The sequence below is a fragment of the Nocardioides jejuensis genome, from assembly GCF_004337475.1.
Classification (GTDB): domain Bacteria; phylum Actinomycetota; class Actinomycetes; order Propionibacteriales; family Nocardioidaceae; genus Nocardioides; species Nocardioides jejuensis.
Map to the genome: position 1 here is coordinate 213,841 of NZ_SJZJ01000002.1, position 22,298 is coordinate 236,138.

At 69.8% G+C, this 22,298-nt stretch carries 22 protein-coding genes; 5 read left to right on the top strand and 17 right to left on the bottom strand.

The features are described from left to right. Nucleotides 1-3: 3 nt before the first annotated feature. Nucleotides 4-600 (bottom strand): dephospho-CoA kinase, encoded by a 597-nt coding sequence (gene coaE, locus EPD65_RS02495; RefSeq protein WP_131581574.1) that lies wholly within the window; start codon nt 598-600, stop codon nt 4-6. A 17-nt stretch (nt 601-617) separates the two neighbouring features. After that, nucleotides 618-1,277: an SIMPL domain-containing protein gene (locus tag EPD65_RS02500; protein WP_131581575.1), complete on the bottom strand. Its 660-nt coding sequence runs from the start codon at nt 1,275-1,277 to the stop codon at nt 618-620. Between the two features lie 49 nt (nt 1,278-1,326). Between EPD65_RS02500 and EPD65_RS02505 the strand changes: the two genes are divergently transcribed. Beyond that, nucleotides 1,327-2,580 carry a class I adenylate-forming enzyme family protein gene (locus EPD65_RS02505; protein ID WP_131581576.1) on the top strand — a complete coding sequence of 418 codons (1,254 nt, stop codon included), beginning with the start codon at nt 1,327-1,329 and terminating at the stop codon, nt 2,578-2,580. Between the two features lie 3 nt (nt 2,581-2,583). Here EPD65_RS02505 and EPD65_RS02510 read toward each other — a convergent pair whose 3' ends face one another. Together EPD65_RS02510 and EPD65_RS02515 are read right to left on the bottom strand one after the other, a co-directional pair. Beyond that, nucleotides 2,584-3,477, bottom strand: a complete 894-nt coding sequence (locus EPD65_RS02510) for a prolyl oligopeptidase family serine peptidase (RefSeq protein ID WP_131581577.1) — start codon at nt 3,475-3,477, stop codon at nt 2,584-2,586. Nucleotides 3,478-3,499: 22 nt separating this feature from the next. After that, nucleotides 3,500-4,459 carry a helix-turn-helix domain-containing protein gene (locus EPD65_RS02515; RefSeq protein ID WP_131581578.1) on the bottom strand — a complete coding sequence of 320 codons (960 nt, stop codon included), beginning with the start codon at nt 4,457-4,459 and terminating at the stop codon, nt 3,500-3,502. A 93-nt stretch (nt 4,460-4,552) separates the two neighbouring features. On the opposite strand from EPD65_RS02515, the gene EPD65_RS16150 reads away from it, so the two are divergent. Beyond that, a complete protein-coding gene (locus tag EPD65_RS16150; RefSeq protein WP_165872853.1) occupies nt 4,553-4,711 on the top strand; it encodes a hypothetical protein in 159 nt (52 codons plus the stop codon). A gap of 60 nt (nt 4,712-4,771) precedes the next feature. Here EPD65_RS16150 and rpsA read toward each other — a convergent pair whose 3' ends face one another. The 4 genes from rpsA to EPD65_RS02535 all read right to left on the bottom strand — a co-directional run bounded on the left by rpsA (nt 4,772) and on the right by EPD65_RS02535 (nt 9,081). Beyond that, nucleotides 4,772-6,232, bottom strand: a complete 1,461-nt coding sequence (gene rpsA / locus EPD65_RS02520) for a 30S ribosomal protein S1 (protein ID WP_131581579.1) — start codon at nt 6,230-6,232, stop codon at nt 4,772-4,774. 168 nt (nt 6,233-6,400) lie between these two features. Then, nucleotides 6,401-7,027, bottom strand: a complete 627-nt coding sequence (locus tag EPD65_RS02525) for a phosphotransferase family protein (RefSeq protein ID WP_131581580.1) — start codon at nt 7,025-7,027, stop codon at nt 6,401-6,403. Nucleotides 7,028-7,144: 117 nt separating this feature from the next. After that, complete coding sequence (locus EPD65_RS16155) at nt 7,145-8,233, bottom strand: GH25 family lysozyme (protein ID WP_165872854.1); 1,089 nt, start codon at nt 8,231-8,233, stop codon at nt 7,145-7,147. A gap of 5 nt (nt 8,234-8,238) precedes the next feature. Beyond that, on the bottom strand, nt 8,239-9,081 hold the full coding sequence (locus EPD65_RS02535) for a CHAP domain-containing protein (protein ID WP_131581581.1): 843 nt from the start codon (nt 9,079-9,081) through the stop codon (nt 8,239-8,241). Nucleotides 9,082-9,190: 109 nt separating this feature from the next. Between EPD65_RS02535 and EPD65_RS02540 the strand changes: the two genes are divergently transcribed. Beyond that, nucleotides 9,191-10,006, top strand: a complete 816-nt coding sequence (locus tag EPD65_RS02540; protein ID WP_131581582.1) for a class I SAM-dependent methyltransferase — start codon at nt 9,191-9,193, stop codon at nt 10,004-10,006. Between the two features lie 40 nt (nt 10,007-10,046). Here EPD65_RS02540 and EPD65_RS02545 read toward each other — a convergent pair whose 3' ends face one another. Together EPD65_RS02545 and EPD65_RS02550 are read right to left on the bottom strand one after the other, a co-directional pair. Further along, entirely contained in the window at nt 10,047-12,389 is a 2,343-nt protein-coding gene (locus EPD65_RS02545) for a hypothetical protein (protein ID WP_131581583.1), read from the bottom strand. Beyond that, nucleotides 12,386-12,919: a hypothetical protein gene (locus EPD65_RS02550; protein ID WP_131581584.1), complete on the bottom strand. Its 534-nt coding sequence runs from the start codon at nt 12,917-12,919 to the stop codon at nt 12,386-12,388. Before EPD65_RS02550 ends, EPD65_RS02545 begins: the two co-directional genes overlap by 4 nt. Before the next feature lie 198 nt (nt 12,920-13,117). Between EPD65_RS02550 and EPD65_RS02555 the strand changes: the two genes are divergently transcribed. Further along, nucleotides 13,118-14,377: a lipopolysaccharide biosynthesis protein gene (locus EPD65_RS02555; protein ID WP_243640400.1), complete on the top strand. Its 1,260-nt coding sequence runs from the start codon at nt 13,118-13,120 to the stop codon at nt 14,375-14,377. 28 nt (nt 14,378-14,405) lie between these two features. Here EPD65_RS02555 and EPD65_RS02560 read toward each other — a convergent pair whose 3' ends face one another. Beyond that, a complete protein-coding gene (locus EPD65_RS02560; RefSeq protein ID WP_131581585.1) occupies nt 14,406-14,744 on the bottom strand; it encodes a hypothetical protein in 339 nt (112 codons plus the stop codon). 91 nt (nt 14,745-14,835) lie between these two features. After that, nucleotides 14,836-17,520: a DNA polymerase I gene (polA, locus tag EPD65_RS02565; protein WP_131581586.1), complete on the bottom strand. Its 2,685-nt coding sequence runs from the start codon at nt 17,518-17,520 to the stop codon at nt 14,836-14,838. 60 nt (nt 17,521-17,580) lie between these two features. On the opposite strand from polA, the gene EPD65_RS02570 reads away from it, so the two are divergent. Then, entirely contained in the window at nt 17,581-18,033 is a 453-nt protein-coding gene (locus EPD65_RS02570) for a hotdog fold thioesterase (RefSeq protein ID WP_131581587.1), read from the top strand. On the opposite strand, the gene EPD65_RS02575 is transcribed toward EPD65_RS02570, so the two are convergent. The 5 genes from EPD65_RS02575 to EPD65_RS02595 form a co-directional block, all read right to left on the bottom strand. After that, nucleotides 18,030-18,608: a GNAT family N-acetyltransferase gene (locus tag EPD65_RS02575; protein ID WP_131581588.1), complete on the bottom strand. Its 579-nt coding sequence runs from the start codon at nt 18,606-18,608 to the stop codon at nt 18,030-18,032. The genes EPD65_RS02570 and EPD65_RS02575 overlap by 4 nt on opposite strands. Before the next feature lie 70 nt (nt 18,609-18,678). Then, on the bottom strand, nt 18,679-19,398 hold the full coding sequence (locus EPD65_RS02580) for an ABC transporter ATP-binding protein (RefSeq protein ID WP_131581589.1): 720 nt from the start codon (nt 19,396-19,398) through the stop codon (nt 18,679-18,681). Then, nucleotides 19,388-20,167 (bottom strand): ABC transporter ATP-binding protein, encoded by a 780-nt coding sequence (locus EPD65_RS02585; RefSeq protein WP_131581590.1) that lies wholly within the window; start codon nt 20,165-20,167, stop codon nt 19,388-19,390. The genes EPD65_RS02580 and EPD65_RS02585 overlap by 11 nt, the downstream gene beginning before the upstream one ends. Continuing rightward, the gene (locus tag EPD65_RS02590) at nt 20,164-21,261 is read right to left on the bottom strand and encodes a branched-chain amino acid ABC transporter permease (RefSeq protein ID WP_131581591.1); all 1,098 of its coding nucleotides are present in this window, start codon (nt 21,259-21,261) and stop codon (nt 20,164-20,166) included. Before EPD65_RS02590 ends, EPD65_RS02585 begins: the two co-directional genes overlap by 4 nt. Beyond that, on the bottom strand, nt 21,258-22,298 hold a 1,041-nt coding region (locus EPD65_RS02595), incomplete at its 5' end, for a branched-chain amino acid ABC transporter permease (RefSeq protein WP_341539052.1). The genes EPD65_RS02595 and EPD65_RS02590, both read right to left, overlap by 4 nt.

The following is a 22,298-nucleotide window of genomic DNA, read 5'->3' on the forward strand; positions in this document are numbered from 1 at the left end:
CGCTCAGGCCTGCCGGTGGAGCTGGGCCCACACCGCGTCGACCTGCGTGCGCAGGTCGTCGAGCGTGCCGGTGTTCTCGATGACGTACGTCGCGACGACGAGCCGCTGCTCGCGCGTCGCCTGGGCGCCGATGCGCGCGGTGGCTTCCTCGACGCTCATGCCGCGGTCGCGCACCATCCGCTCCACCTGCAGCTCCGTCGGTACGTCGACCACGACGACCGCATCGAAACGGTCCGCCTGGTTGGTCTCGACGAGCAGCGGGATGTCGTTGATGACGACGTCGTGCTCCCCCGCCGCCTCGTCGATCTCGATCGCCCGCAGGAAGACTCGCGGGTGGATCACCTGCTCCAGCACCTTGCGCTTCTCCGGATCCGCGAAGACGATCGCGCCGACCTTCGCGCGGTCCATCTCGCCGCTCTCGGTGAGCACGTCCTCGCCGAACGCCGCGACCACCTCGGCAAGCCCGTCGGTGCCCGGCGCCACGACCTCGCGCGCCAGCACGTCGGAGTCGATGATGATCGCGCCCAGGTCGGCGAACATCTGCGACACCGTGCTCTTGCCGCTCGCGATGCCGCCGGTCAGGCCCAGTCGGAGAGTCATGGGCCGGAGCCTAGCGATCAGTCGGCGACGAACCTCGCGTCGACGCCGACGGAGATCTCGATGTCGTCGGGACGGAACTCGACGGACGGACCATCAGCAGCCACCTCCGCGTGCATCGCCCGCATCCCGAGGTCGCGGACCGCGACACCCTGAAGCATCCCCGCGTCGGCGATCTCGATCGGACGGACCGCGGCGAGGCCGAGGGCTGCGGCGTACTCGGCGGCCTTCACCTGCGCGTCGTGGACGGCGGCCGCACGGGCGTCGCGCAGGGAGGCGCTGCGCGTGGCCTCGGTGACCTTCCACTCGATCTGGTCGATACTCACCCCGCTCCAGCCGTTGATCGCCCCGACCACCTCGCTGAGCCGCCCGAAGTCCGAGAAGCGTGCACGGACGTCGACCGCGGCGTCGTGGACCACGGGAAGCTGGCGGCCGTCCTGGCTCCACGGCCGGTGCGACCACGTACGGATCTGGCCGGAGTTCCAGCCGCGGACCGGACCGTTGTCCGGGTCGTGCAGGTCGGCGAGCAGCGCAGAGATCCGTCGATGCGTGTGCGCGGTGTCGGCGTACACCCGATCGGGGGCGGAGCCCTCGTGGGCGATGCTGACGTGCAGCAGCGCCCGCTCGGGCGGGAGCATGAGCACGTGCGTGCCGGAAACGGTGAAGACAACCTGAGCCACGCGCGAACGGTAACCGTTGCTCGCCAGCACGAACAGGGAAAATGCAGGTATGCCTCTCCAGCCCGGCGATCGCGTCGCCCTCCTCGTCCCCGGCTCGCGGACGTACGTCGACGTCGTGCTGTCGCTGCTGGCGGAGGGCGTCTTCCCGATCCCGCTCGACCCGCGGCTGACGGCGTACGAGCGCGAGCGGATCCTGGCCAACCTCGAGCCGGCGGCCGTGATCACCGATCCAGCCGAGCTCGCTCCGCTCAGGGCGACCAGCCGCGGCATCCCGCTCGGCCGCCCCATGCACGTCACCAGCGGCACCACGGGTACGCCGAAGGGCGTCTTCAGCGGCCTGCTCACGCGGGACGACGCGGCTGCTCTCGTGGCCGAGGAGCGCGACCTCTGGGGCTTCGCCAGCACCGACGTGAACCTCGTCCTCAGCCCGCTCTACCACTCGGCTCCCCTCCGCTTCGCGATGGGAACGCTGCTCGCAGGCGGCCGGATCACCGGCTTCGACGCGGACGGCAACCAGCCGGCGTTCGACCCGGCGCGGATCACCGCGACCATCGAGGAGGAGCGGCCGACGACGATGTTCTGCGTGCCGGCGCACCTCCAGCGGCTCTTCGTCCACTGGGACGAGCACGGCACGCCGGACCTGAGCTGTTTCCGGCTGGTCGCGCACGCCGGTGCGGCCTGCCCCGAGCCGGTGAAGAGGCGGCTGATCGAGACCTTCCCCGCGGGCAGTACGTGGGAGTTCTACGGGTCGACGGAAGGCCAGTTCACGGCCTGCCGGAGCGAGGACTGGCTGGAGCGACCCGGCACCGTGGGCCGCGCCCGCCCGGGCCGGACCTTGCACCTCGACGGCGATGGCCAGATCTGGTGCACGGTGCCGCCCTACGCGCGCTTCTCGTACTTCAACGACCCGGCCAAGACCGAAGCAGCGTGGCGCGAGACGGAGGCCGGACCGGCGTTCAGCGTGGGCGACCTGGGGCGTCTGGACGCTGACGGCTTCCTCTGGCTCGATGGCCGCCGCGAGGACCTGGTCATCACCGGCGGCGTCAACGTCTACCCGGCCGAGGTCGAGAGCACGCTGGCAGGTCACCCGGGCGTCAAGGACGTCGCGGTCTACGGTGTCGCGGACGACCGCTGGGGCCAGCGCGTCGTCGCGTCGTACGTCGGCAGCGCGACCGCCGAGGAGCTCGACGCCTGGGCGCGCGAACGGCTCGCGCCGCCGAAGCGCCCGAAGGAGTATCGCGCGATCGCGGAACTCCCCCGCACCCTCACCGGCAAGATACGCCGGCGCGAGCTCGCCGGCTGAGCCTCACTGGTCGAGGTGCTTGTCGAGCCAGACGAACATCTCCTGGAGGCGACCAGCCGGGGTCTCGAAGTGCGTGGCTCCCGGGATGATCGTCAGCTCGAAGTCCGAGCCCGGGGCGAGCCGACCCTTCAGCCAGTCCGCCGACGGGAAGTGCACGATGTGCCCGTCGAGGTTGAACGGCCCACCGTTGAGCTTCATCACCTCGTCGGCGTCGCCGTGCCAGTGGCCGATGACGACCGGTGCCTTGTCGCAGCGGCCCTTCCAGTTGGCCGCCCAGATCGCGATCGCCTTGAACGTCTCCGGCTGGGTGCAGATCGCCTTGGTCGCGAGCAGGCCGCCGTTGGAGGCACCGGCGATGCCGACCTTGTCCTTGTCGATCGCGGTCCGCTGCCCGGCGTCCTTCACGACTGCGTCGAGGTACGACAGCTCGTCGATGTGGCCGTCGAAGACGCAGCAGAGGTCGGCGTCCCACGCATGCCCGGCGCCCGACGTCACGCCGAAGACCGGGATCATGTCGCCGCCCGTGGCCTGCGCGGCAGTGCGCATGTTGTAGCCGGCATTGGCCGCCACCTCGGGCTGGCCGACGCCGTGCAGCCAGATCATCAGCTTGCGCGGGTAGCGCAGCCACGGCTTGCAGCTCTTCGAGCCCGTGCACGTCGGGATGGCGATCCAGTACGTGCGACCGCTCTCCAGCGTGTTGAGCTCGACCTTCCAGCCCGTCTTCGCGGTCGGCCCCAGCGTCGGCATCTGTCCTGCCGTCGGCGTGGGCGTCGGGGAGACCGACTGGATGGGGGCCGAGGTCGGCGGCGCCGGCGGCTCGCCTCCACCGCACGCGGTCAGGACGAAGGCGAGGACGAGGAGGACCGGTGCGAGGAACCGGCGCAGCTGGGTGGACACGACGGAAAGTGTTGCCTACCCGTCAAGCGGTGCCGACCGCGGGGCAGAACGTACGCCGGTACTGCTGCGGGCTCACCCCACGCGCCCGCAGGAAGTGATGGCGCAACGTCGCCGCGTTGCCGAAGCCGACCTGACCGGCGATCCACTCGACCGGCTGCTCGGTCGACTCGAGCAGCTCCTCGGCCGCCGCGATCCGCTGCCGCTGCACCCAGCTGTGCGGCGTCGCGCCGGTCTCGTCGCGAAAGCGCCGCGCGAAGGTGCGCGGCGACATCAGCGCACGCTTCGCCAGGGTCTCGACACTGTGGTCCTCGCGCAGGTTCTCCAGCACCCAGGTCAGCAGCGGGCCGAGGGTCTCCGCATCACACGCCGGGACGGCCCGCGCGATGAACTGGGCCTGCCCGCCGTCACGGTGCGGCGGGACGACCGCGCGCCGGGCGACCATGCTCGCGACGTTCGCGCCGTACTCCTGGCGCCAGATGTGCAGGGCGGCATCGAGGCCCGCCGCGCTGCCGGCGCTCGTGACGACCTGCCCGGCGTCGACGTACAGCACCTCGGGGACCACGCGCGCTGCAGGGAAGCGCTGCTGGAGCGCGTCGGTGTACATCCAGTGGGTCGTGCACTCCCGGCCGTCGAGCAGCCCTGCTTCGCCGAGCGCGAAGGCGCCGCTGCAGACCGACAGGATCCGGGCGCCGCGGGCGTGCGCCGCGTGGAGCTGCTCGAGCACCGGCTCCGGCGTACCACCCAGCGTGGGGGTCGCGGAGACCGCGACGAGATCGGCCTCGGCCACCCGCGCGAGGTCGTGCTCGGGCTGCATGGTGAGGCCCATCGACATCCGCACCGGGCCACCGCCGGGCGAGCACACGGCGAAGTCCAGCGTCGGTACGCCGTGCTGGCGGCGGTCGAGACCGAAGGCCTCGCACAGCACCCCGAGCTCGAACGGCGCAGCGCCGTCCCACACCATCACGGCCACGTTCGTCAGCATTCCGCCACTGTCGCATCCGCATGGCAGAAAATCAACGGAAGGCGGCAAGTCTGCCACTGGTGGCAGAATCACGACGAGAGGAGAGTTACTGCCATGACCAGCGCACTCGCCCTCCTCGTCCTGATCGCCGGGTTCACGCTCCTCGTGCACCTGACCCGCAACGACCGGTTCTCCGGCCCCCGTCCGCTCGACCACCTCCGCGACTCCGACGGCTTCCTGATCACCGAGATCGCGCGTCGACTCCCCCGCTGACCACCCCTGAAATGCCGAAACGGCGGCCACCCCGAAGGGTGACCGCCGTTGCGGAGTGGATCACTGACCGCCGGTCAGCTTCTCGCGAAGCGCCTGGAGCGCCTCGTCGGAAGCGAGCGAGCCGCCCTCCTGGGCCGGAGCCTCGGAGGAGTACGACGACGCCTCGCCGGCCTCGGCGTCGGCAGCCTTCGCCTCGGCCTGCTGCTTGACGTGCGCCTCCCAGCGAGCGTGCGCCTTGGCGTACTGCTCCTCCCAGGTCGCGCGCTGCTCGTCGAAGCCCTCGAGCCACTCGCCGGTCTCCGGGTCGAAGCCCTCGGGGTAGACGTAGTTGCCGGCCTCGTCGTAGGTGGCCGTCATGCCGTAGAGCGTCGGGTCGAACTCCTCGACGTTCGCAGCGGTGTCGGTCTCGTTGGCCTGCTTGAGGGACAGCGAGATCCGGCGACGCTCGAGGTCGATGTCGATGATCTTGACCATGACGTCGTCGTTGACCTGGACGACCTGCTCCGGGATCTCGACGTGGCGCTCGGCGAGCTCGGAGATGTGAACGAGACCCTCGATGCCCTCCTCGACGCGGACGAAGGAACCGAACGGAACGAGCTTGGTGACCTTACCCGGGACGATCTGGCCGATCTGGTGGGTCCGGGCGAAGTGCTGCCACGGGTCCTCCTGCGTCGCCTTCAGCGACAGGGAGACACGCTCGCGGTCCATGTCGACGTCGAGAACCTCGACGGTGACCTCGTCACCGACGGTGACGACCTCGGACGGGTGGTCGATGTGCTTCCAGGAGAGCTCCGAGACGTGGACGAGACCGTCGACGCCGCCGAGGTCCACGAACGCACCGAAGTTGACGATCGAGGAGACGACACCCTTGCGGATCTGACCCTTCTGGAGCTGCGTCAGGAAGCCCTGGCGAACCTCGGACTGGGTCTGCTCGAGCCAGGCGCGACGCGACAGGACCACGTTGTTGCGGTTCTTGTCGAGCTCGATGATCTTCGCCTCGAGGACCTGGCCGACGTACGGCTGCAGGTCGCGGACGCGACGCATCTCGACGAGCGACGCGGGCAGGAAGCCGCGGAGGCCGATGTCGATGATGAGGCCGCCCTTGACGACCTCGATGACGGTGCCCTCGACGACGCCGTCCTCCTCCTTGACCTTCTCGATCGTGCCCCAGGCGCGCTCGTACTGGGCGCGCTTCTTGGACAGGATCAGACGGCCTTCCTTGTCCTCCTTCTGGAGAACCAGGGCCTCGACGATGTCGCCCACGGAAACGACCTCGTTGGGGTCGACGTCGTGCTTGATGCTCAGCTCGCGCGAGGGGATGACGCCCTCGGTCTTGTAGCCGATGTCGAGGAGAACCTCGTCGCGGTCCACCTTGACGATGGTGCCCTCGACGATGTCGCCGTCGTTGAAGTACTTGATGGTCGCGTCGATAGCCGCGAGGAAGTCGGCCTCGGAACCGATGTCGTTGATCGCGATCTGGGGCGCGTCGTAGTCCGGGGCAGTCGAGAGGGTGCTCGTCATGAGAAGGAAGTAGTCCTTGGATGGATGATGTTGTGCGGGCACACCAGAAGCCGTCGATCCACCGCCTCAGAGGCAGTGAGCGAGAAGTCCACTCTGTCCGGGACTCGGGCAGACAACTGGTGCAACGGTAAGAGTACGCGCGGGCGACGACAGAGGTCCAACCGGGGCCTATGCCCAGACGCTCTCGTACGCCGCGCGGGCGGCGTCGGCGAGCGGCGACGGCGCCCATTCGAGCACCGTGGCGAGGTCATCGCCCGGCGCCCCGGCGTGGGCCGCCTCCCAGTCGAGGATGCCGGTCACGCCCAGGGAGACGGGATCCACGAGGACCCGCGCGGCGGTCAGCTCGCCGTGCACGAGGACGGCGCGACCCGCGGTCCGCTCCCCCGGCGGGAACGGCTCGATCGCGAGCTCGCCGTCACGGAACTCGCCGCCGCGGAGCATCGCGACACCGGCCAGACGCGCAAGCACACGGCCCAGTCCGTCTCCGACGCGGCGCTGCCCGTCGTCGTCGAGGTCCTGCAGCAGGACGTCCAGGCGCTCGCCGGGCAGGAAGGTCGTCACGACGAGGGCGGGCATGTCGCCGACCGGGCGGCGTACCTCCCGGACCTCGGGGACCGGGACGATCCCGCGCAGCAGGGTCAGCAGCGCAACCTCGATCGCGTAGCCCTCCGCGCCGCGCCGGTCGGGCTCCGCCCACAGGCGTACGACGCTGACCTCGTCCCCTGCCGTCGCGAGGAACGACTGGCCCGAGCGTCCGCCCGGGAGCGGGCCGAGGTCGGCAGCGAAGGGATCCACCCGGCGATCCTCCCAGAGTGCGTGCGGCCGGGCTTGTGCGGCCGGCTGCCACGACAACGGACCCCGACTCGCCAATGGGTCAGCGTGTCGGGGTCCGTTGTCGTGGCAGGTGGCCGGTCAGACCGTGCGGTGCGAGGCGTTCTGGTTCTTCAGCGCGGTCACGAGGTTCGCCTTGGTGCCGGCCGCGACGGCCTGCGACGTACCGCCGTAGCTGGAGTTGAAGTAGACCCGGACGGTCTTGCCCGTGCGGTTCCAGACCGAGGCAGCGTGGTTCTTCACACAGACGCCCTGGCCGTTGCCGGCCGACTTGAACTCGTAGCAACCCGGCTGGGTCGCGCCGTAGTCAGCCTGCGAGGGTGCATGGTCGGAGAGCGACCCGGCCTCGAAGCTGTTGTAGTAGTAGCAGAACTCGCCCGCCTCGCAGACGCCGTTGCGCGTCGGCGCAGGAGTCGTCGCGGTGCCACCCGCGAACGCCTTCAGCTGGGCCAGCGTCCCGTTGAAGTAGTTGCGGTCGACGACGTGGCCGATGCCGGAGACCGAGGCCTTCGAGGTGTACTGCCACATCTTCCAGCTGCTCCAGCCGCTCGGCAGCCGGGGGCTGGTCGCAGTCGTGTAGTGCGCGATCCACAGCGGGTTGCCGCCGAAGCTCGTTGACGCCACCGCGGAGTCCCAGAACGCCGGGCCGGTGTACACGATCGGCGTACGACCGAAGAGCCGCTTCGACTCGGCGAGGAAGGAGCTGACCCAGGTCCGGAGCTGCGCGGGGGTCAGCCCCTGCGCCTCCTCGATGTCGAGCGCCGGAGGGAGAACGCCGGCACCCTGACGGCTCTTCACCACCGCGTAGTAGTGCCGCGCCTCCCCCACCGCGTCGTCCGTCGCCGGGAGGCCCGGGTCGGCGAAGTGGTAGGTGCCGACGACCAGGCCGGCCGCCTTCGCGCCGTCGAAGTCGCGGGCGAACCACGGGTTGTCGTAGTTGCCGGACATCCCCTCGGTCGCCTTCACGATCGCGAACTTCTCCGTTGTCGCGACACTGGCCCAGTTGATGGCCGCGCCGTTGGGGTGCTGGCTCGCGCTGACGTCGACGCCCGTGACGCTGGAGACGGCGGCATCGGCCGCGGGGGCGACTGCCCCCAGGCCGGCAACGGTGCCGAGGGTCAGGGTGGCAGCCGCCACGGAGCCGGCGATGCGTCGTGCCGAGAGCATCATGGCGATCACTTCAGCCGGATGAACGCGCTGAACTGGTCGGCGCCCTCACCCCTCGTCGTACGGCGGGTGCTGTAGGTGTTCGGGGAGACGTGGTTGTACTCCTCGATCACGAACGAACCGTCGGAGTTGACCGCGCGGACGAAGGCCACGTGGCCGTAGGTGCCGGAGTTGCGGACCGCGACGTCACCGGCCTTCGGGGTGCTGTAGACCGGTACGCCGGCCGCGCGGGCGGCGTCGTCCCAGTGGTTGGCGTTGCCCCAGTGCTGACCCTTGTAGGAGTTGCTGAACGCGACGCCGAGGCGGTCACGCACGGCCCAGGCGGCCCAGCTGGTGCACTGGCCCTTGTAGAAGTTCCACGGGTCGACGCCCGACGTCGCACCCTTGTAGGGGTAGTTGTTGGTCGCGGGGTACGACGTCCCGGTCGTCGCGGGCTTCGGACCGTGCGAGGCGTTCTGGTTGTAGAGCGCCGTGCCGGCGAGGTTCTTCTTCGCGCCCGAGGCGACGTCGACGTACGACCCGGAGTAGTTGCTGTTGTAGTAGACCCGGATCGTCTGCGAGGTGCGGTTCCAGACCGACGCCGCGTTGTTCTTGATGCACTGGCCGTAGCCGGCCTTGCCAGCGGTCTTGAACGTGTAGCAGGACGGCGTCGTCGTGCCGTAGTCACCGAGAGTGGCGCCGTGGTCGGAGACCGAGCCGGCGAAGTCGCTGTTGTACGAGTAGCAGAACTCGCCCGTCTCGCACACGCCGTTGCGCGCCGTCGCGGCCTGGGCAGGAGCCGCGGTGGCGGCGAAGAGCGAAGCGACGGTGGCCACGGAGGCGGTCACAGCCAGGGTCCGGATGCGGTGCATGGGTCTCTCCCGTTCATGAGGTTCGGTCGTTGCTTGGTGAGACCAACCCTCGGGTCGAACGGGCAGGAGCGGAATGGGGAGAACTGCCCTCCCGCTAGGCTCCAGCGCCATGGAGCAGCAGCCCCACCGACCGGTCCGCGTCGAGCGTCGACCGGTCTCCGAGCAGGAGTCCCGTCGCGCCAACGGTCCCGACTGGGACAACTACGCCGACGAGTACCAGGCCACCCACGGTGAGTACCTCGGCGACGTCGGCTTCCTCTGGGGCCCCGAGGGCTGGACCGAGGAGCAGCTGCGGATCCTCGGACCCGATCTCGCCGGCAAGGACGTGCTCGAGGTCGGCAGCGGCGCCGGTCAGTGCTCACGGTGGCTGGTCTCCCAGGGCGCCCGGGCGATCGGCCTCGACCTGAGCCATCGCCAGCTCCAGCACTCGCTGCGGATCGACGACCAGAGCGGCTTCGCGGTCCCGGTCGTGCAGGGCACGGGCACCGATCTGCCGTTCGCCGATGCGGCGTTCGACATCGTGTTCTCGGCGTTCGGGGCGCTGCAGTTCGTCAACGACATCGAGCACGCGGTGGCCGAGGCGCGCCGCGTCCTGCGACCGGGCGGGATCTTCGCCTTCTCGATCACGCACCCGACACGCTGGATGTTCCCCGACGACCCGTCCGAGGAGGGCCTGGTCGCCTCGCAGTCCTACTGGGACCGCACGCCGTACGTGGAGGTCGACGACGAGACCGGCGTGGTGTCGTACGTCGAGCACCACCGCACCCTCGGCGACTGGGTCGCGATCCTCGCGGGCGCGGGCCTGCGGATCACGCGTCTCGAGGAGCCGGAGTGGCCCGAGGGCCACGAGCGGATCTGGGGCGGCTGGTCGCACATCCGGGGCAAGTACACCCCCGGCACAGCGATCTTCGTCGCCACCACCTGATCCACCCGCGGCCCCCGCCGGACCACGCGGGAGGACGCGGTCAGACCAGGCGGCGCCTCAGCAGCACCGTGCCAGCGGTCGCCGCGAGCAGCCCACCGCCGATCAGTCCGCGGGTGAGGTTGCGCGCCGAGGCGCCGTCCTCGCCCTGCAGGATGACGTCGTACGCCGTGAGGCCGACCGCACCCTTCGGCGCTCCGTAGGCCATCTTCTCGGCGTCCGCACGAGCACCGCCGGCCTTCATGACCGCGACGAGCTCGCCGTAGTCCTGGGCCGCCTGCTCGCCCTTGCCGGCGATGACCTTCGCGCCCTCGGTGGAGAGGCGCCCGGCGCCGTCGACGATCTGCGGAGCTCCCCCGGCGGCCTTGGCCATGCCGTCAGCCAGCTGGCCCGATCCGTCGGCTGCCTCGCTCAGGCCGTCCGCGAGCTCCTTGTTGCCGCCCGCGACCTTGGTCGAGCCGGCGTGCGCCTCGCCCGCTCCGGCGGCGAGCTCGCCCGTCTTCGACGCGAGCGTGCCCGCGCCGTCGTCCAGCAGCCCGAGGCCGGCGCTGAGCTTGCCCGCCCCGGCGTACGCCGTCCCAGCACCGTCGTCGAGTGCGAGGACGCCGGCGACGGCGTCGGTCAGGCCCGACTCGAGGTCGACCAGGCCGGCGCGGATCGCGGTGATGCCACCCGCGAGCTGCTTGGCACCGGCGTTGGCCTTGGTGGCTCCGTCGGCGGCCTGCTGGGCGCCCGGGATGAGCTGCGTCTGCAGCCCACCGATCGCCTGGCCGAGACCTCCGGAGACCTGGCCCAGGCCCGTGGAGACCTGCCCGAGACCGTCACGCGCGGCGGTCAGCTGGGTCTTGCTCTGCTGCACGCTGGGGACGAGCTTCGTCGTCACCACGCCCTGGCAGATCGGACCACAGTCGAGGCCGAGGAGCGCCTGCAGGCCACCGAGGAGCTGGTCGATGGATCCGCCCGCGTCGACGGCGGAGCTGAGCCCTGCCCTGACCTGGTCGACGCCGCCCTTGGACTGGTCGACGCCACCCTTGGCCTGACCCAGACCGCCATTGAGCTGCTGGAGCCCGCCCGCGAGCTGGCCCAGACCGGTCTCGAGGCGGGACAGCCCGTCGAGCAGGGTGCCCGTCTGGCCCACCGCACCGAATCCGGCCAGGACCTGGTCGACGCCGGCCTTGAGCGCCTTCGCACCCTCGGCCGCAGCCGGCAGTCCGTCGACGTCGGCCAGCTTGCCGAGGCCGTCGCTGATCCGGGCCAGCCCGTTGCGCAGGTCCGTGGAACCCTTCGCCGCATCGTGCGTGCCGTTGCTCAGCTTGGTCGCTCCCGCGGCGAGGCGACCCGACCCGCTGTCGATCTTCGCCAGTCCGGCGTCGAGCGCGGCCGAGCCGTCGGCGAGCTTGCGTGCACCGGGCAGGGCATCGTTCTTCAGGCCAGCACTGAGCGTGTCTGCGCCGTCGTGCAGCTGCACGAGGCCACCGAGCAGGTCCTGGGCTCCGTCACGGAGCTTGAGCAGGTTGGCATCCATCTCGCGCGCACCGGCGCCGAGCTCGTTGCCCCGCTTCGCACCGTCCGCGTAGCCGTCCGCAGCAGTGGCGAAGGGGGTCGTCTCCATCGGGTTCACCGGCAGCGCGATCAGCTCGGCATCCGGCACGACGCCATCGGTGACATCGGCCTCCCAGCGAAGCTGAGTGGTCGTCGAGCCGATGGGCGGGAAGAGGGTCAGCGTGAAGTTCACCTTGGTGCCACCGTGGCCGTCGCCGGCGAGGTTCGCCCGCTCGGAGGTCACGTCGCTGAACTGCTCCGGCAGCGTCGTCTCCAGCGAGCCCGCGAACGGGACCGCGACGGGGACATCGCGGGTCGTCGTACCGCCCTTGCCGTCAGGGATCTGCACGGACTGGGTCCGCGCCGTGGTGTTCTCCACGGTGTACTCGACCTCCAGGTGGCCCGAGGCGCCGACGACGTCGCCGGGCTGGACCTCCTTGCCGTCGAGCAGGTAGCGGACGGAGACCTTGAGCGGCATCTTCGCGGTGTGGTCGCTGACCGTCCGCTCGCGGACCGTGCCGCCCGCCTTGTCGAGGTCGTACGTCGCGATCTGGTTGCCGTCGCGGACGGCAAACCCACCGAAGCCGTCGAGGTTGCGGAGCCCCTTCGTGCTCACCGGGTTGGTCACGGTCACGGTGCCGGAGCCGCGGAGCACGAGCTGCTCGTAGACCCGCTGGGTGTCGACGTTGCCGGTCGCGTCCGCGTAGGCCTGGACGGTCTCGGTGTCGACGATGTCGGCATGGCCGGAGTCCCGCGCGGCCAGGTGCGGCGCGGCGGCCACGGGGGCCGAGGCGCCGAGCGCCAGCGCGGCAGTGGCGCCGAGGAGCGCAGTCAGGCGCTTCACCGGGTCACCTCCGTGTGCGCCTTGGACGCCGCCGACGCGCGGCCGGCGAGGGTCTCGAGGACACCGCCGGCGACCGCAGCGAGCACGCCGAGCACGAGCGGGACGAGAAGCGCGGTCACGGCGTTCATCGAGGTCGTGGCGACTTGGGACGGAGCGTCGGTGTACGCCGCTTCGTAGGTCCCGGCGAGCGTCGCTGCGCCGAGAAGTGCCGGCCAGAGCGGCAGCCGCAGCACGCTCACGGCGACCGTCGCGAGAGCGACGACCAGTGCGATGGCGACCACCCGGCCCGACGTCGAGTCAGGCAGCAGGGCCGCGCGGGCGGCGTACGCAGCCCAGCTCAGGACCAGGCCGATCGTGAAGCCGGCCAGACGTGCCGGCAGACCGTGGTCGGGCACGAGTCCGAGGACTGCTCCTGCTCCGAGGCCAGCGAGTGCGACGGCACCGAGACCGGAGTCGAGTGCGGCTCCCGGGCCGGCGACGAGGACGGCTGCGACGGTGAGCAGCAGTCCTGACAACAGGTTGACGCGCATGTGGGGCGTCCCTTCTCGGGCGCGCTGAACGGCGCCCTTCCCTCCAAGCGGGCCTCCCAACCCGCAGCGCTCGCCGTTGCCCCATGACAGCGCCAGGACCAGCGTATCCCGCATGTGACCCACACAACACATCTGCGCCATGCAGGGTCTTGTGTCCGTTCACGATCCCGTCATCGACCGCGTGCGAAACTCGTTGACGTGAACCGCTTGCAGACTGCCATCAACCGCGCGCTCCGCAGCGGCAGCTCCATCGCAGTCGCCATGGCGGTCATGAGCATCGCGACGTACGGCTTCACGATGATCGCGGCCCGCATGCTCGGCCCGGGCGCATACGGCGCCCTCGTCGCGATGATGAACACCCTGCTGGTGGTCTCGGTCCTGCAGCTCGGCCTGCAGGCGACGGCAGCCCGGCGGATCTCCGCCGCACCGGACCACGTCGCGCAGATCGAGCACGGCATCCTGCGCCTGAGCTGGCGTGCCTCGCTCGTCCTCGGTGCGCTGATGCTGGCGCTGGCACCCGCCGTCAACACGGTGCTGCGGCTCGACAGCCTCCCGACCGCGATCATCATGGCGCTCACCGCCGTGCCGATGACGATGCTGGGTGGCCAGCTCGGCATCCTCCAGGGCGAACGACGCTGGTACCCGCTCGCGGTCGTCTACATCGCCAACGGCCTCCCCCGCCTGCTGATCGGCGTCGCCCTGATGGCCTGGCGGCCCGACGAGCTGACCGCGATCATCGGCGTCGCGCTCGGCCAGGTCGTGCCAGTCGTCTGCGGCTGGTGGACGCTGCGCCACACCCGCTCGCCCGGCGTACTGCTGCCGGAGCACGGGGCCCGCGCCGTCCTCCGCGAGACGCTGCACAACTCGCAGGCGCTCCTCGCGTTCTTCGCACTGTCGAACCTCGACATCCTGATCGCCCGCAACGTCCTCGACGACCACTCCGCCGGTCTGTACGCCGGAGGCCTGATCCTCACCAAGGCCGTGCTCTTCCTGCCGCAGTTCGTCGTCGTGGTGGCGTTCCCCAACATGTCGACGGCCAGCGAGCGCCGCCGTGCGCTGACGAAGAGCCTGCTGGCGGTCCTCGCCCTGGGCGTCGGCGCGATCCTCGGCTCGCTGCTGCTCCCCGGCTTCGCGATGGTCTTCGTCGGCGGTGGCGAGTACGCCGCCATCGAGAACAAGCTGTGGATGTTCGCGCTGCTGGGCACCCTGCTGTCGATGCTGCAGCTGCTGGTCTACGCCGTCATCGCGCGCCAGGGTCGCTACTCGGTGCTGCTGGTGTGGGTGGCGCTGGCCGGCATGGTCGCGCTCGGCCTCACCACGACGTCCCTCGCCGGCCTGCTGGCCGTGGTGATCGGTGCCGACACCGCGCTCTTCGTCGCCCTGACGGCGCTGAGCTACTGGCTCGTCGAGCAGCCGGCGCCGATCGTCGTCGACGAGCCCGTGCCCGCTGCCGCCTGAGTCGCGCCAACGCCGGGCCCGCCCTTCCTCAGCCCTCGGCCGACCCGAGGTCCTCGAACTTCTTCAGCTCGTCGCCGCACTCGTCCTTCATCGCCTTCTCGACGTCGGACTCGGAGATCCCGGCATCCTTCGCCTTCTTCTCGAGCGCCTTGCCCTTCTTCTCCAGTTCGGCGAGCTGCGGCGGGACGGTGGTGTCGCCGCTCATCGCCTGATCCACCGCGTCCTTCATGAGCTTCTCAATGTCGACGCTCTTCACCAGGTCGCATGACTCGCTGGCGATGCTCTTGGCCGTCGGACCTCCGCAAGCGGTGAGGCCGCTGGCGAGCAGGATGCTGGTGGCGACTGCGGCGAGACGGGTGACGATCATGCGTACCTCCTGGTGGCTCGCCACGCGCTCGTGCGCGGCGCTGCCACCGACCCTACGGAGAGCCTTTCCAGCCCGCTGCCGAACGCCTCGATCAGTGCGCGGCTTCGTGCCACGAACGACCGGTGCCCACGGACACGTCGAGCGGCACCGTCAGGTCGGCGGCTCCACCCATCCGCTCGCGCACGAGCGTCGTGAGGGCATCGGTCTCCCCCGGCGCGACCTCGAAGACGAGCTCGTCGTGCACCTGGAGCAGCATGCGGCTCTGCAGGCCGGCGTCGGCGATCGCCCGGTCCACGTCGAGCATCGCGACCTTGATCAGGTCGGCGGCGGAGCCCTGGATCGGTGCGTTGAGCGCCATCCGCTCGGCCATCTCGCGACGCTGGCGGTTGTCGCTGGTCAGGTCCGGCAGGTAGCGGCGACGACCCATGATCGTCTCCGTGTAGCCGCTGCGGCGGGCCTCCTCGACGACGCCGCCGAGGTAGTCGCGGATGCCACCGAAGGTCTCGAAGTACTCGTCCATCAGGACACTGGCGTCACCAGGCGTGATCTTCAGCTGCTGGCTCAGGCCGAAGGCTGACAAGCCGTAGGCGAGGCCGTAGTTCATCGCCTTGATCTTGGCGCGCTGCTCGACGGTGATCGCGTCGATCGGGGTGTCGAACACCTTGGACGCCGTGATCGCGTGGAAGTCCTGACCCGAGCGGAACGCCTCGATCAGCAGCTCGTCGCCGGAGAGGTGCGCCATGATCCGCATCTCGATCTGGCTGTAGTCAGCCGTCATCAGCGTCTCGAAGCCGTCGCCCACGACGAACGCCTCGCGAATCCGGCGCCCCGACTCGGTGCGCACCGGGATGTTCTGCAGGTTGGGCTCGGTCGAGCTGAGCCGGCCGGTCGCCGCGATGAGCTGGTTGAACGTCGTGTGGATGCGGCCGTCGGGCTGCACCGTCTTGAGCAGGCCCTCGACGGTCTGCCGCAGGCGCGTCACGTCACGGTGGCGCAGGAGGTGCAGCAGGAACGGGTGCTCGGTCTTCTCGAAGAGGCCCTGGAGGGCGTCGGCGTCGGTGGTCCAGCCGGTCTTGGTCTTCTTCGTCTTCGGCATGCCGAGCTCGTCGAAGAGGACCACCTGCAGTTGCTTGGGCGAGCCGAGGTTGATCTCCTTGCCGATCACCGCGAAGGCGTCGTCCATCGCCGCGCGCACCTCGCCCGCGAAGTCCGCCTCCAGGCCCTCGAGGTAGGCGACGTCGACGGCAATGCCCGTGCGCTCCATCGAGGCCAGGTTGCCGATCAGGGGCAGCTCGACGTCGGCCATGAGCCGCGTCGCGCCATGGTCCTCGACCTCCTCGCTGAGGACGCCCGCGAGGTCGAGCACGGCGCGCGCCTGCAGCATGAGCAGGGTGGCAGCGTCGTCGCCACCGGTGACGTCAGCCGTGTCGAAGAGGCCCTCCTGCTCGGCCTTCTCCTCCTGCCGCAGCTCGCGCTTGAGGTAGCGCAGCGTCAGGTCGTCGAGGTTGTACGAGCGCTGGTCCGGCTGGACGAGGTACGCCGCGACGGCGGTGTCGGTGGCGACTCCTGCGAGGTCCCAGCCCTGCGCGGCGAGCGCGTTGCCCGGGCCCTTCGAGTCGTGGAGCACCTTCGGACGCGATGCGTCGGCGAGCCAGGCCCCGAGGGCCGCGTCGGCCTCCGGCGTCAGCGTCGCCACGTCGACGTACGCCGCGCGGTCGTCGGCCGTCGCGAACGCGATGCCGTCGACGCGGCCGGTGCCCGAGCCCCACGTGCCGCGCACCTGGACGCCGACGGTGTCGGTGCCGAGGTCGGTGAGGAAGGCCGCCACGTCATCGGCGGCGAGGCTGCGCCCCTCGAGGGCGAAGCCGGTGTCCTCCGCGACCGGCTCGTCCGCGGCGCCGACGACATCGAGCAGGCGCGTGCGGAGCTCGCCGCGGAACTCGAGCTCGTCGAGCAGCTCCAGCGCCGTGGTCCGGTCCCACTCGCCGCGCCCGAGGTCGGCCGGCTTCAGCGCGAGCGGAAGGTCGCAGACCAGCGCGTTGAGGCGGCGGTTGCGGATGACGTCGGTCAGGTGCTCGCGCAGGCTCTCCCCCGCCTTGCCGCCCACCTTGTCGACGTGCGTGATCAGGTTGTCGAGGCCGTCGTAGGTGGCGATCCACTTGGCAGCGGTCTTCGGGCCCACGCCGGGCACACCCGGCAGGTTGTCGGACTGCTCTCCGACGAGGGCGGCCAGCTCCGGGTAGCGCTGCGGGGGCACGCCGTACTTCTCCTCGACGGCGGCCGGGGTCATCCGGGCCAGGTCGGAGACGCCGCGCATCGGGTAGAGGACGGTCGAGGTGTCCGAGACAAGCTGGAGCGAGTCGCGGTCGCCGGTCAGGATGAGGACGTCAAAGCCCTCGGCCGTCGCCTCCGTGGCCAGCGTCGCGATGATGTCGTCGGCCTCGTAACCCTCGTGGTGCAGCCACTTGATGCTCAGCGCGTCGAGCATCCGCTGGATCAGCGGGAGCTGGCTCTTGAACTCGTCGGGCGTCTTGTTGCGCTTCGCTTTGTACTCGCTGTACTCCGCCATGCGGAAGGTCTGGCGGCTCAGGTCGAAGGCGACCACGACGTGCGTCGGCTGCTCGTCGCGCAGCACGTTGGCCAGCATCGAGGTGAAGCCGTAGACAGCGTTGGTGTGCTGCCCCGTCGCGGTGGCGAAGTTGTCCACCGGGAGCGCGAAGAAGGCGCGGTAGGCGAGCGAATGTCCGTCGAGCAGCAGCAGGCGGGGGCGAGTCACCCGGTGACTCTATCGACCGGCGCCGACAGGTCGCTGTACGGCGTCCGGCAGGATGGAGCCATGACCAAGCGTGAGATGCCGGCGACCCTCGAGGGGCTGCCGATCGACGAGTACCTGGCCCTCCTGCCCGCCGGCATGGGCGCCCTCAACGAGCGGATGGGCATCGAGCTCGTCGAGATCTCGGCACAGCGGATCGTCGCGACGATGCCGGTCGAGGGCAACACCCAGCCGTTCGGCCTGCTGCACGGCGGCGCCTCCGTCGTGCTCGCGGAGACGCTCGGCTCGGTCGGCTCCTCGATCCACGCCTACCCCGACAAGATGGCGGTCGGCGTCGACATCAATGCCACCCACCACCGCTCCGCGATGAGCGGCACGGTCACCGGCGTCGCGACCGCGATCCACCTGGGGCGCAGCTCGGCGGCGTACGAGGTGATCATCACGAACGAAGAGGGCAAGCGCCTCTGCACCTCGCGGATCACCTGCGCGCTGGTGCCGATGGGCTCGAAGGGCTAGACCGACTGCGAACGACGCGTGGCGCGCCGGGCGGCCAGCACCTGACCGAGGTTGTTGCGCTGGCCCGGGGCGGCCCCGCCGATGCGGGCCGGCACCTCGACCGGGAGCTTCGCCCGCAGCGCTGCCGTCGGCGCGACGCGGATGGTCGCGGCCGGGCTGAGCCCGAGCCGGGCCAGGAACCGGTTGGTGTCGCGCGAGTTGCCGCCGGTGACGCTGACGACGTGGGTCGTGCCGTGCTCCTCCGCCCAGCTGACGGCGGCCTCCATCAGGCCGCGCGCGACGCCCCGGCGACGGAACTCCTCGTCGACCTTGAGCAGGTGGATGAAGACAGCCTGATCGCTGGTCAGCGGCATCAGCGGACCGAGCCGGAGGTACGCCGCACCGACGATGCGCTCGTCGACGACTGCGACGACGATCCGGTCGTGCATGCTGGCCAGGACCTTGCGGATCGTCGACGGGATGTCGTGCCGCAGCGCCTCGTGCTGGCCGACCCGGTTGTCCGCGTGCCAGAGCACGCCGAGCGAGGCGGCGTCGTCCGCCTCCACGGCGCGGATCTGGAACGGTGCACGGCTCATGACTACCTCCCCGATGTCGGCGATGCGAGAGGCAGCCTATGCCTCAGGATCAACTGCTGTCTGCCGGGTCTCAGACGTCGCCGCCGAGGTACGCCGCCTTGACCGCCGGGTCACCGGCGAGCTCCGTGCCCGTCCCCGAACGGACGATCTCCCCGGTCTCGAGCACGTGGGCCGTGTGCGCCCGCTTGAGCGCCTGGGCGGCATTCTGCTCGACGAGAAGGACGGTCGTGCCCTGCTGGTTGATCTCGGTGATGATCGCGAAGATCTGCTGGATCAGCTTCGGCGCGAGGCCCATCGACGGCTCGTCGAGCAGGACCAGGCGCGGACGCGCCATGAGCGCGCGGCCCATCGCGAGCATCTGCTGCTCGCCGCCCGACATGCTGCCAGCGACCTGCTTCTCGCGCTCCTTGAGCCGCGGGAAGAGGGTGAAGACACGGTCGAGGTCCTCGGCGTAGGCCTTGGACCGTCGGTCCTTGCGGACGTACGCGCCCATGTCGAGGTTCTCGCGGACGGTCATGCCGGGGAAGCATCCACGGCCCTCGGGCGACTGGCTGATGCCGAGCTTGACCCGCTTCTCCGGGGAGAGGTTGGTGATGTCGGTGCCGTCGAACACGACCTTGCCCTCGCGGACCTTGCGCAGACCCGAGAGGGTCTTGAGCGTGGTGGTCTTGCCCGCGCCGTTGGCGCCGATCAGGGTCGCGATCGTGCCTTCCTCGACCCCGAAGCTGACTCCGCGGATCGCCTCGATGTGTCCGTAGTTGACCGACAGGCCTTCGACCTCAAGAAGCATCTTCGTCTTCCACTCCCAGGTACGCCGCGATCACGGCCGGGTTGTCACGGATCTCCGCCGGGGTGCCCTCGGCGATCTTGCGGCCGAACTCGAGAACGACGATCCGGTCGGTCACGCCCATCACGAGCTTCATGTCGTGCTCGATCAGGAGCACGGTGTAGCCCTGGTCGCGGACCCGCTTGATGAGGTCCATCAGGACCTTCTTCTCTGCGGGGTTGAAGCCGGCGGCCGGCTCGTCGAGGCAGATCAGCTGCGGACTGGTCGCCATCGCGCGGGCGATCTCGAGGCGGCGCTGGTCGCCGTAGGAGAGGTTGGCAGCGAGCTCGTCGGCCTTCTTCTCCAGGCCCATGAAGCGCAGCAGCTCCATCGCGCGCGTGTGCGACTCGTCCTCCTCGCGCCGCTGCATCGGCGTACGGAAGAGGGAGTTGAGCAGGCCGGAGCGCTTGTGCGCATCGGTGCCGACCAGGACGTTCTCCAGGGCGGTCATCGCCTTGAAGAGGCGGATGTTCTGGAAGGTCCGGGCGATGCCGAGGCGGGTGATCTGGTGCTTCTTCTTCCGCGCGAGCGACGTGCCGTTGAAGGTGATCCGTCCCGAGGTCGGTACGTAGACGCCGGTGATCGCGTTGAAGCAGGTCGTCTTGCCGGCCCCGTTGGGGCCGATCAGCCCGAGGATCTCCCCCGGCTTGATGTCGAAGCTGACGTCGTCGAGCGCGACCAGCCCACCGAACTTCAGGGTGAGCTGCTCGACAGCGAGCAGTGCGTCGGTCATGCCTCGGCTCCTTCCTCGAGCGAGTCGATCTCGGCGGCCAGCTGCCGCGCGCGGACCGTACGTCGCGGTGGCAGCAGGCCCTGCGGCCGCCAGACCGCCAGCACCATCAGCGCCAGACCGAAGGTGAAGACGCGCCAGTCGTCGAAGAACCGGAAACGCTCCGGCAGGTAGGCCACCAGGATCGCACCGAGGACGACGCCCCAACGATTGCCCTGCCCACCGACCACGACGGCAGCGAGGAAGAGGATCGACAACAACAGCTTGAACGAATCAGGGCTGACGAAGCCCTGACGGGTGGCGAACAGCGCGCCGGAAAGTCCTCCGACTGCGGCACCGATCGCGAACGCGAGCAGCTTGTAGCGGAAGGTCGCGACGCCCATGAGCTCGGCGACGTCCTCGTCCTCGCGGGTCGACTCCCACGCGCGACCCACGCGGCTGGTCTTGAGAAGCGAGTCTGCGCAGAGGATGACCAGCACCATCGTCAGGGCCAGCCAGTAGAACGGAATGGCGTCGACGACACCGAACTCGAAGAAGCGGGTCTGGTTGCCGAGATCGATCAGCGGCTGCCCGCCCTCCCACGCCACGTGGGGAATGTCGAAGAGCCCGACCGAGGGCGGCTCCGGGATCGACGAGACACCGGCAGCCGCACCCAGCCAGTCGAGGTTCACCGCGACGATGCGGATGATCTCGCCGAAGCCGAGCGTCACGATCGCGAGGTAGTCGCCGCGCACGCGCAGCGTCGGCGCTCCGAGCACGATGCCCGAGATCACCGCCGCGAGGACTGCGATCGGGACGACGACCGGCCAGGACAGGTGCGCATGGAGCGAGGTGAGGATCGCGACCGTGTACGCACCGACGGCGTAGAAGCCGACGTACCCGAGGTCGAGCAGGCCCGCATAGCCGACGACGACGTTGAGACCGAGAGCAACGAGAACGAAGCTGGCCACGGTGAAGAGCACGCCACCGAAGTCGGAGCCCGTCGTCGTGATCAGCGGCGGGTTGAGCAGCGGCAGCGCGTAGACCAAAAGGGTCACCAGCACGACGACCGCGTAGCGGGCGGGCCGCGGAAGCGCGGCAAAGCGTTCACGGATCATGCGCGTGCCCTTCCCAGGGACTCACCGAGGATGCCGCTCGGCCGGAACATCAGGATGACGACGAGCAGGACGAACGCCACCACGTCCTGCCACTTGGTGCCGATCAGGGCGGAGCAGTAGTTCTCGGCGATGCCGAGGATCAGGCCGCCGAGCACGGCACCGCGGAGGTTGCCGATGCCACCGAGCACTGCTGCGACGAACGCCTTCACACCGAGCAGGAAGCCGATGTTGAACTTGGTGACACCGGTCTTGACCATGAACAGGGTGGCGGCTGCTCCGGCCAGGACGCCGCCGACGAGGAACGTCGTCTGGATGACCCGGGTCGCGTTCACGCCCATCAGGGCGGCGGTCTCGGGATCCTGCGCGACGGCGCGAATACCAGCGCCGAGCCGCGAGCGGCGTACGAACTGGTCTGCGGCGATCATGAGCGCAATGGCCGAGAGGACGACGACGACGTCGACGATGCGGACGTCGTAGTCGCCGATCGGGAAGAGCGGACGGTCGTGCACGACGTTGGGGAGCACCGTCGCGTCGCGCGGGCGACCGACATAGGTGCCGAGCGAGTCACGCAGGCCGAACCAGTCGGCCACCTTGTCGCGCAGGCCCATCAGCTCGGAGAGCGCGAACGAGGCGCCGATCGCGGAGATCAGTGCGACGAGCTTGGGCGACTTGCGCTTGATGAGCGGCCGGTAGGCGAGCCGTTCGAGCAGCAGCGCCACGCCTCCGGAGGTGATCACCGCGGCCACGAAGCCCAGGAGCAGGATGCCGATCGCGGCGGCTGCTCCGGTCTGGCCGTCACCGCCGAGGGCGATCACCGTCCAGGCACACGCGAACGTGCCGAACATGAAGACCTCGGAGTGGGCGAAGTTGATCAGCTGCAACACGCCGTAGACCATCGTGTAGCCCAGCGCGATGAGGGCGTAGATCGAGCCCATCACCAGACCCGTGATGGTCAGCGTGAAGAAGCTGTCGAGCAGGAGATGCAAGGGATGCTCCCTCGGAGGAGTGAAGAGGGAGGCGCGCTGCGCCCGGCCGGG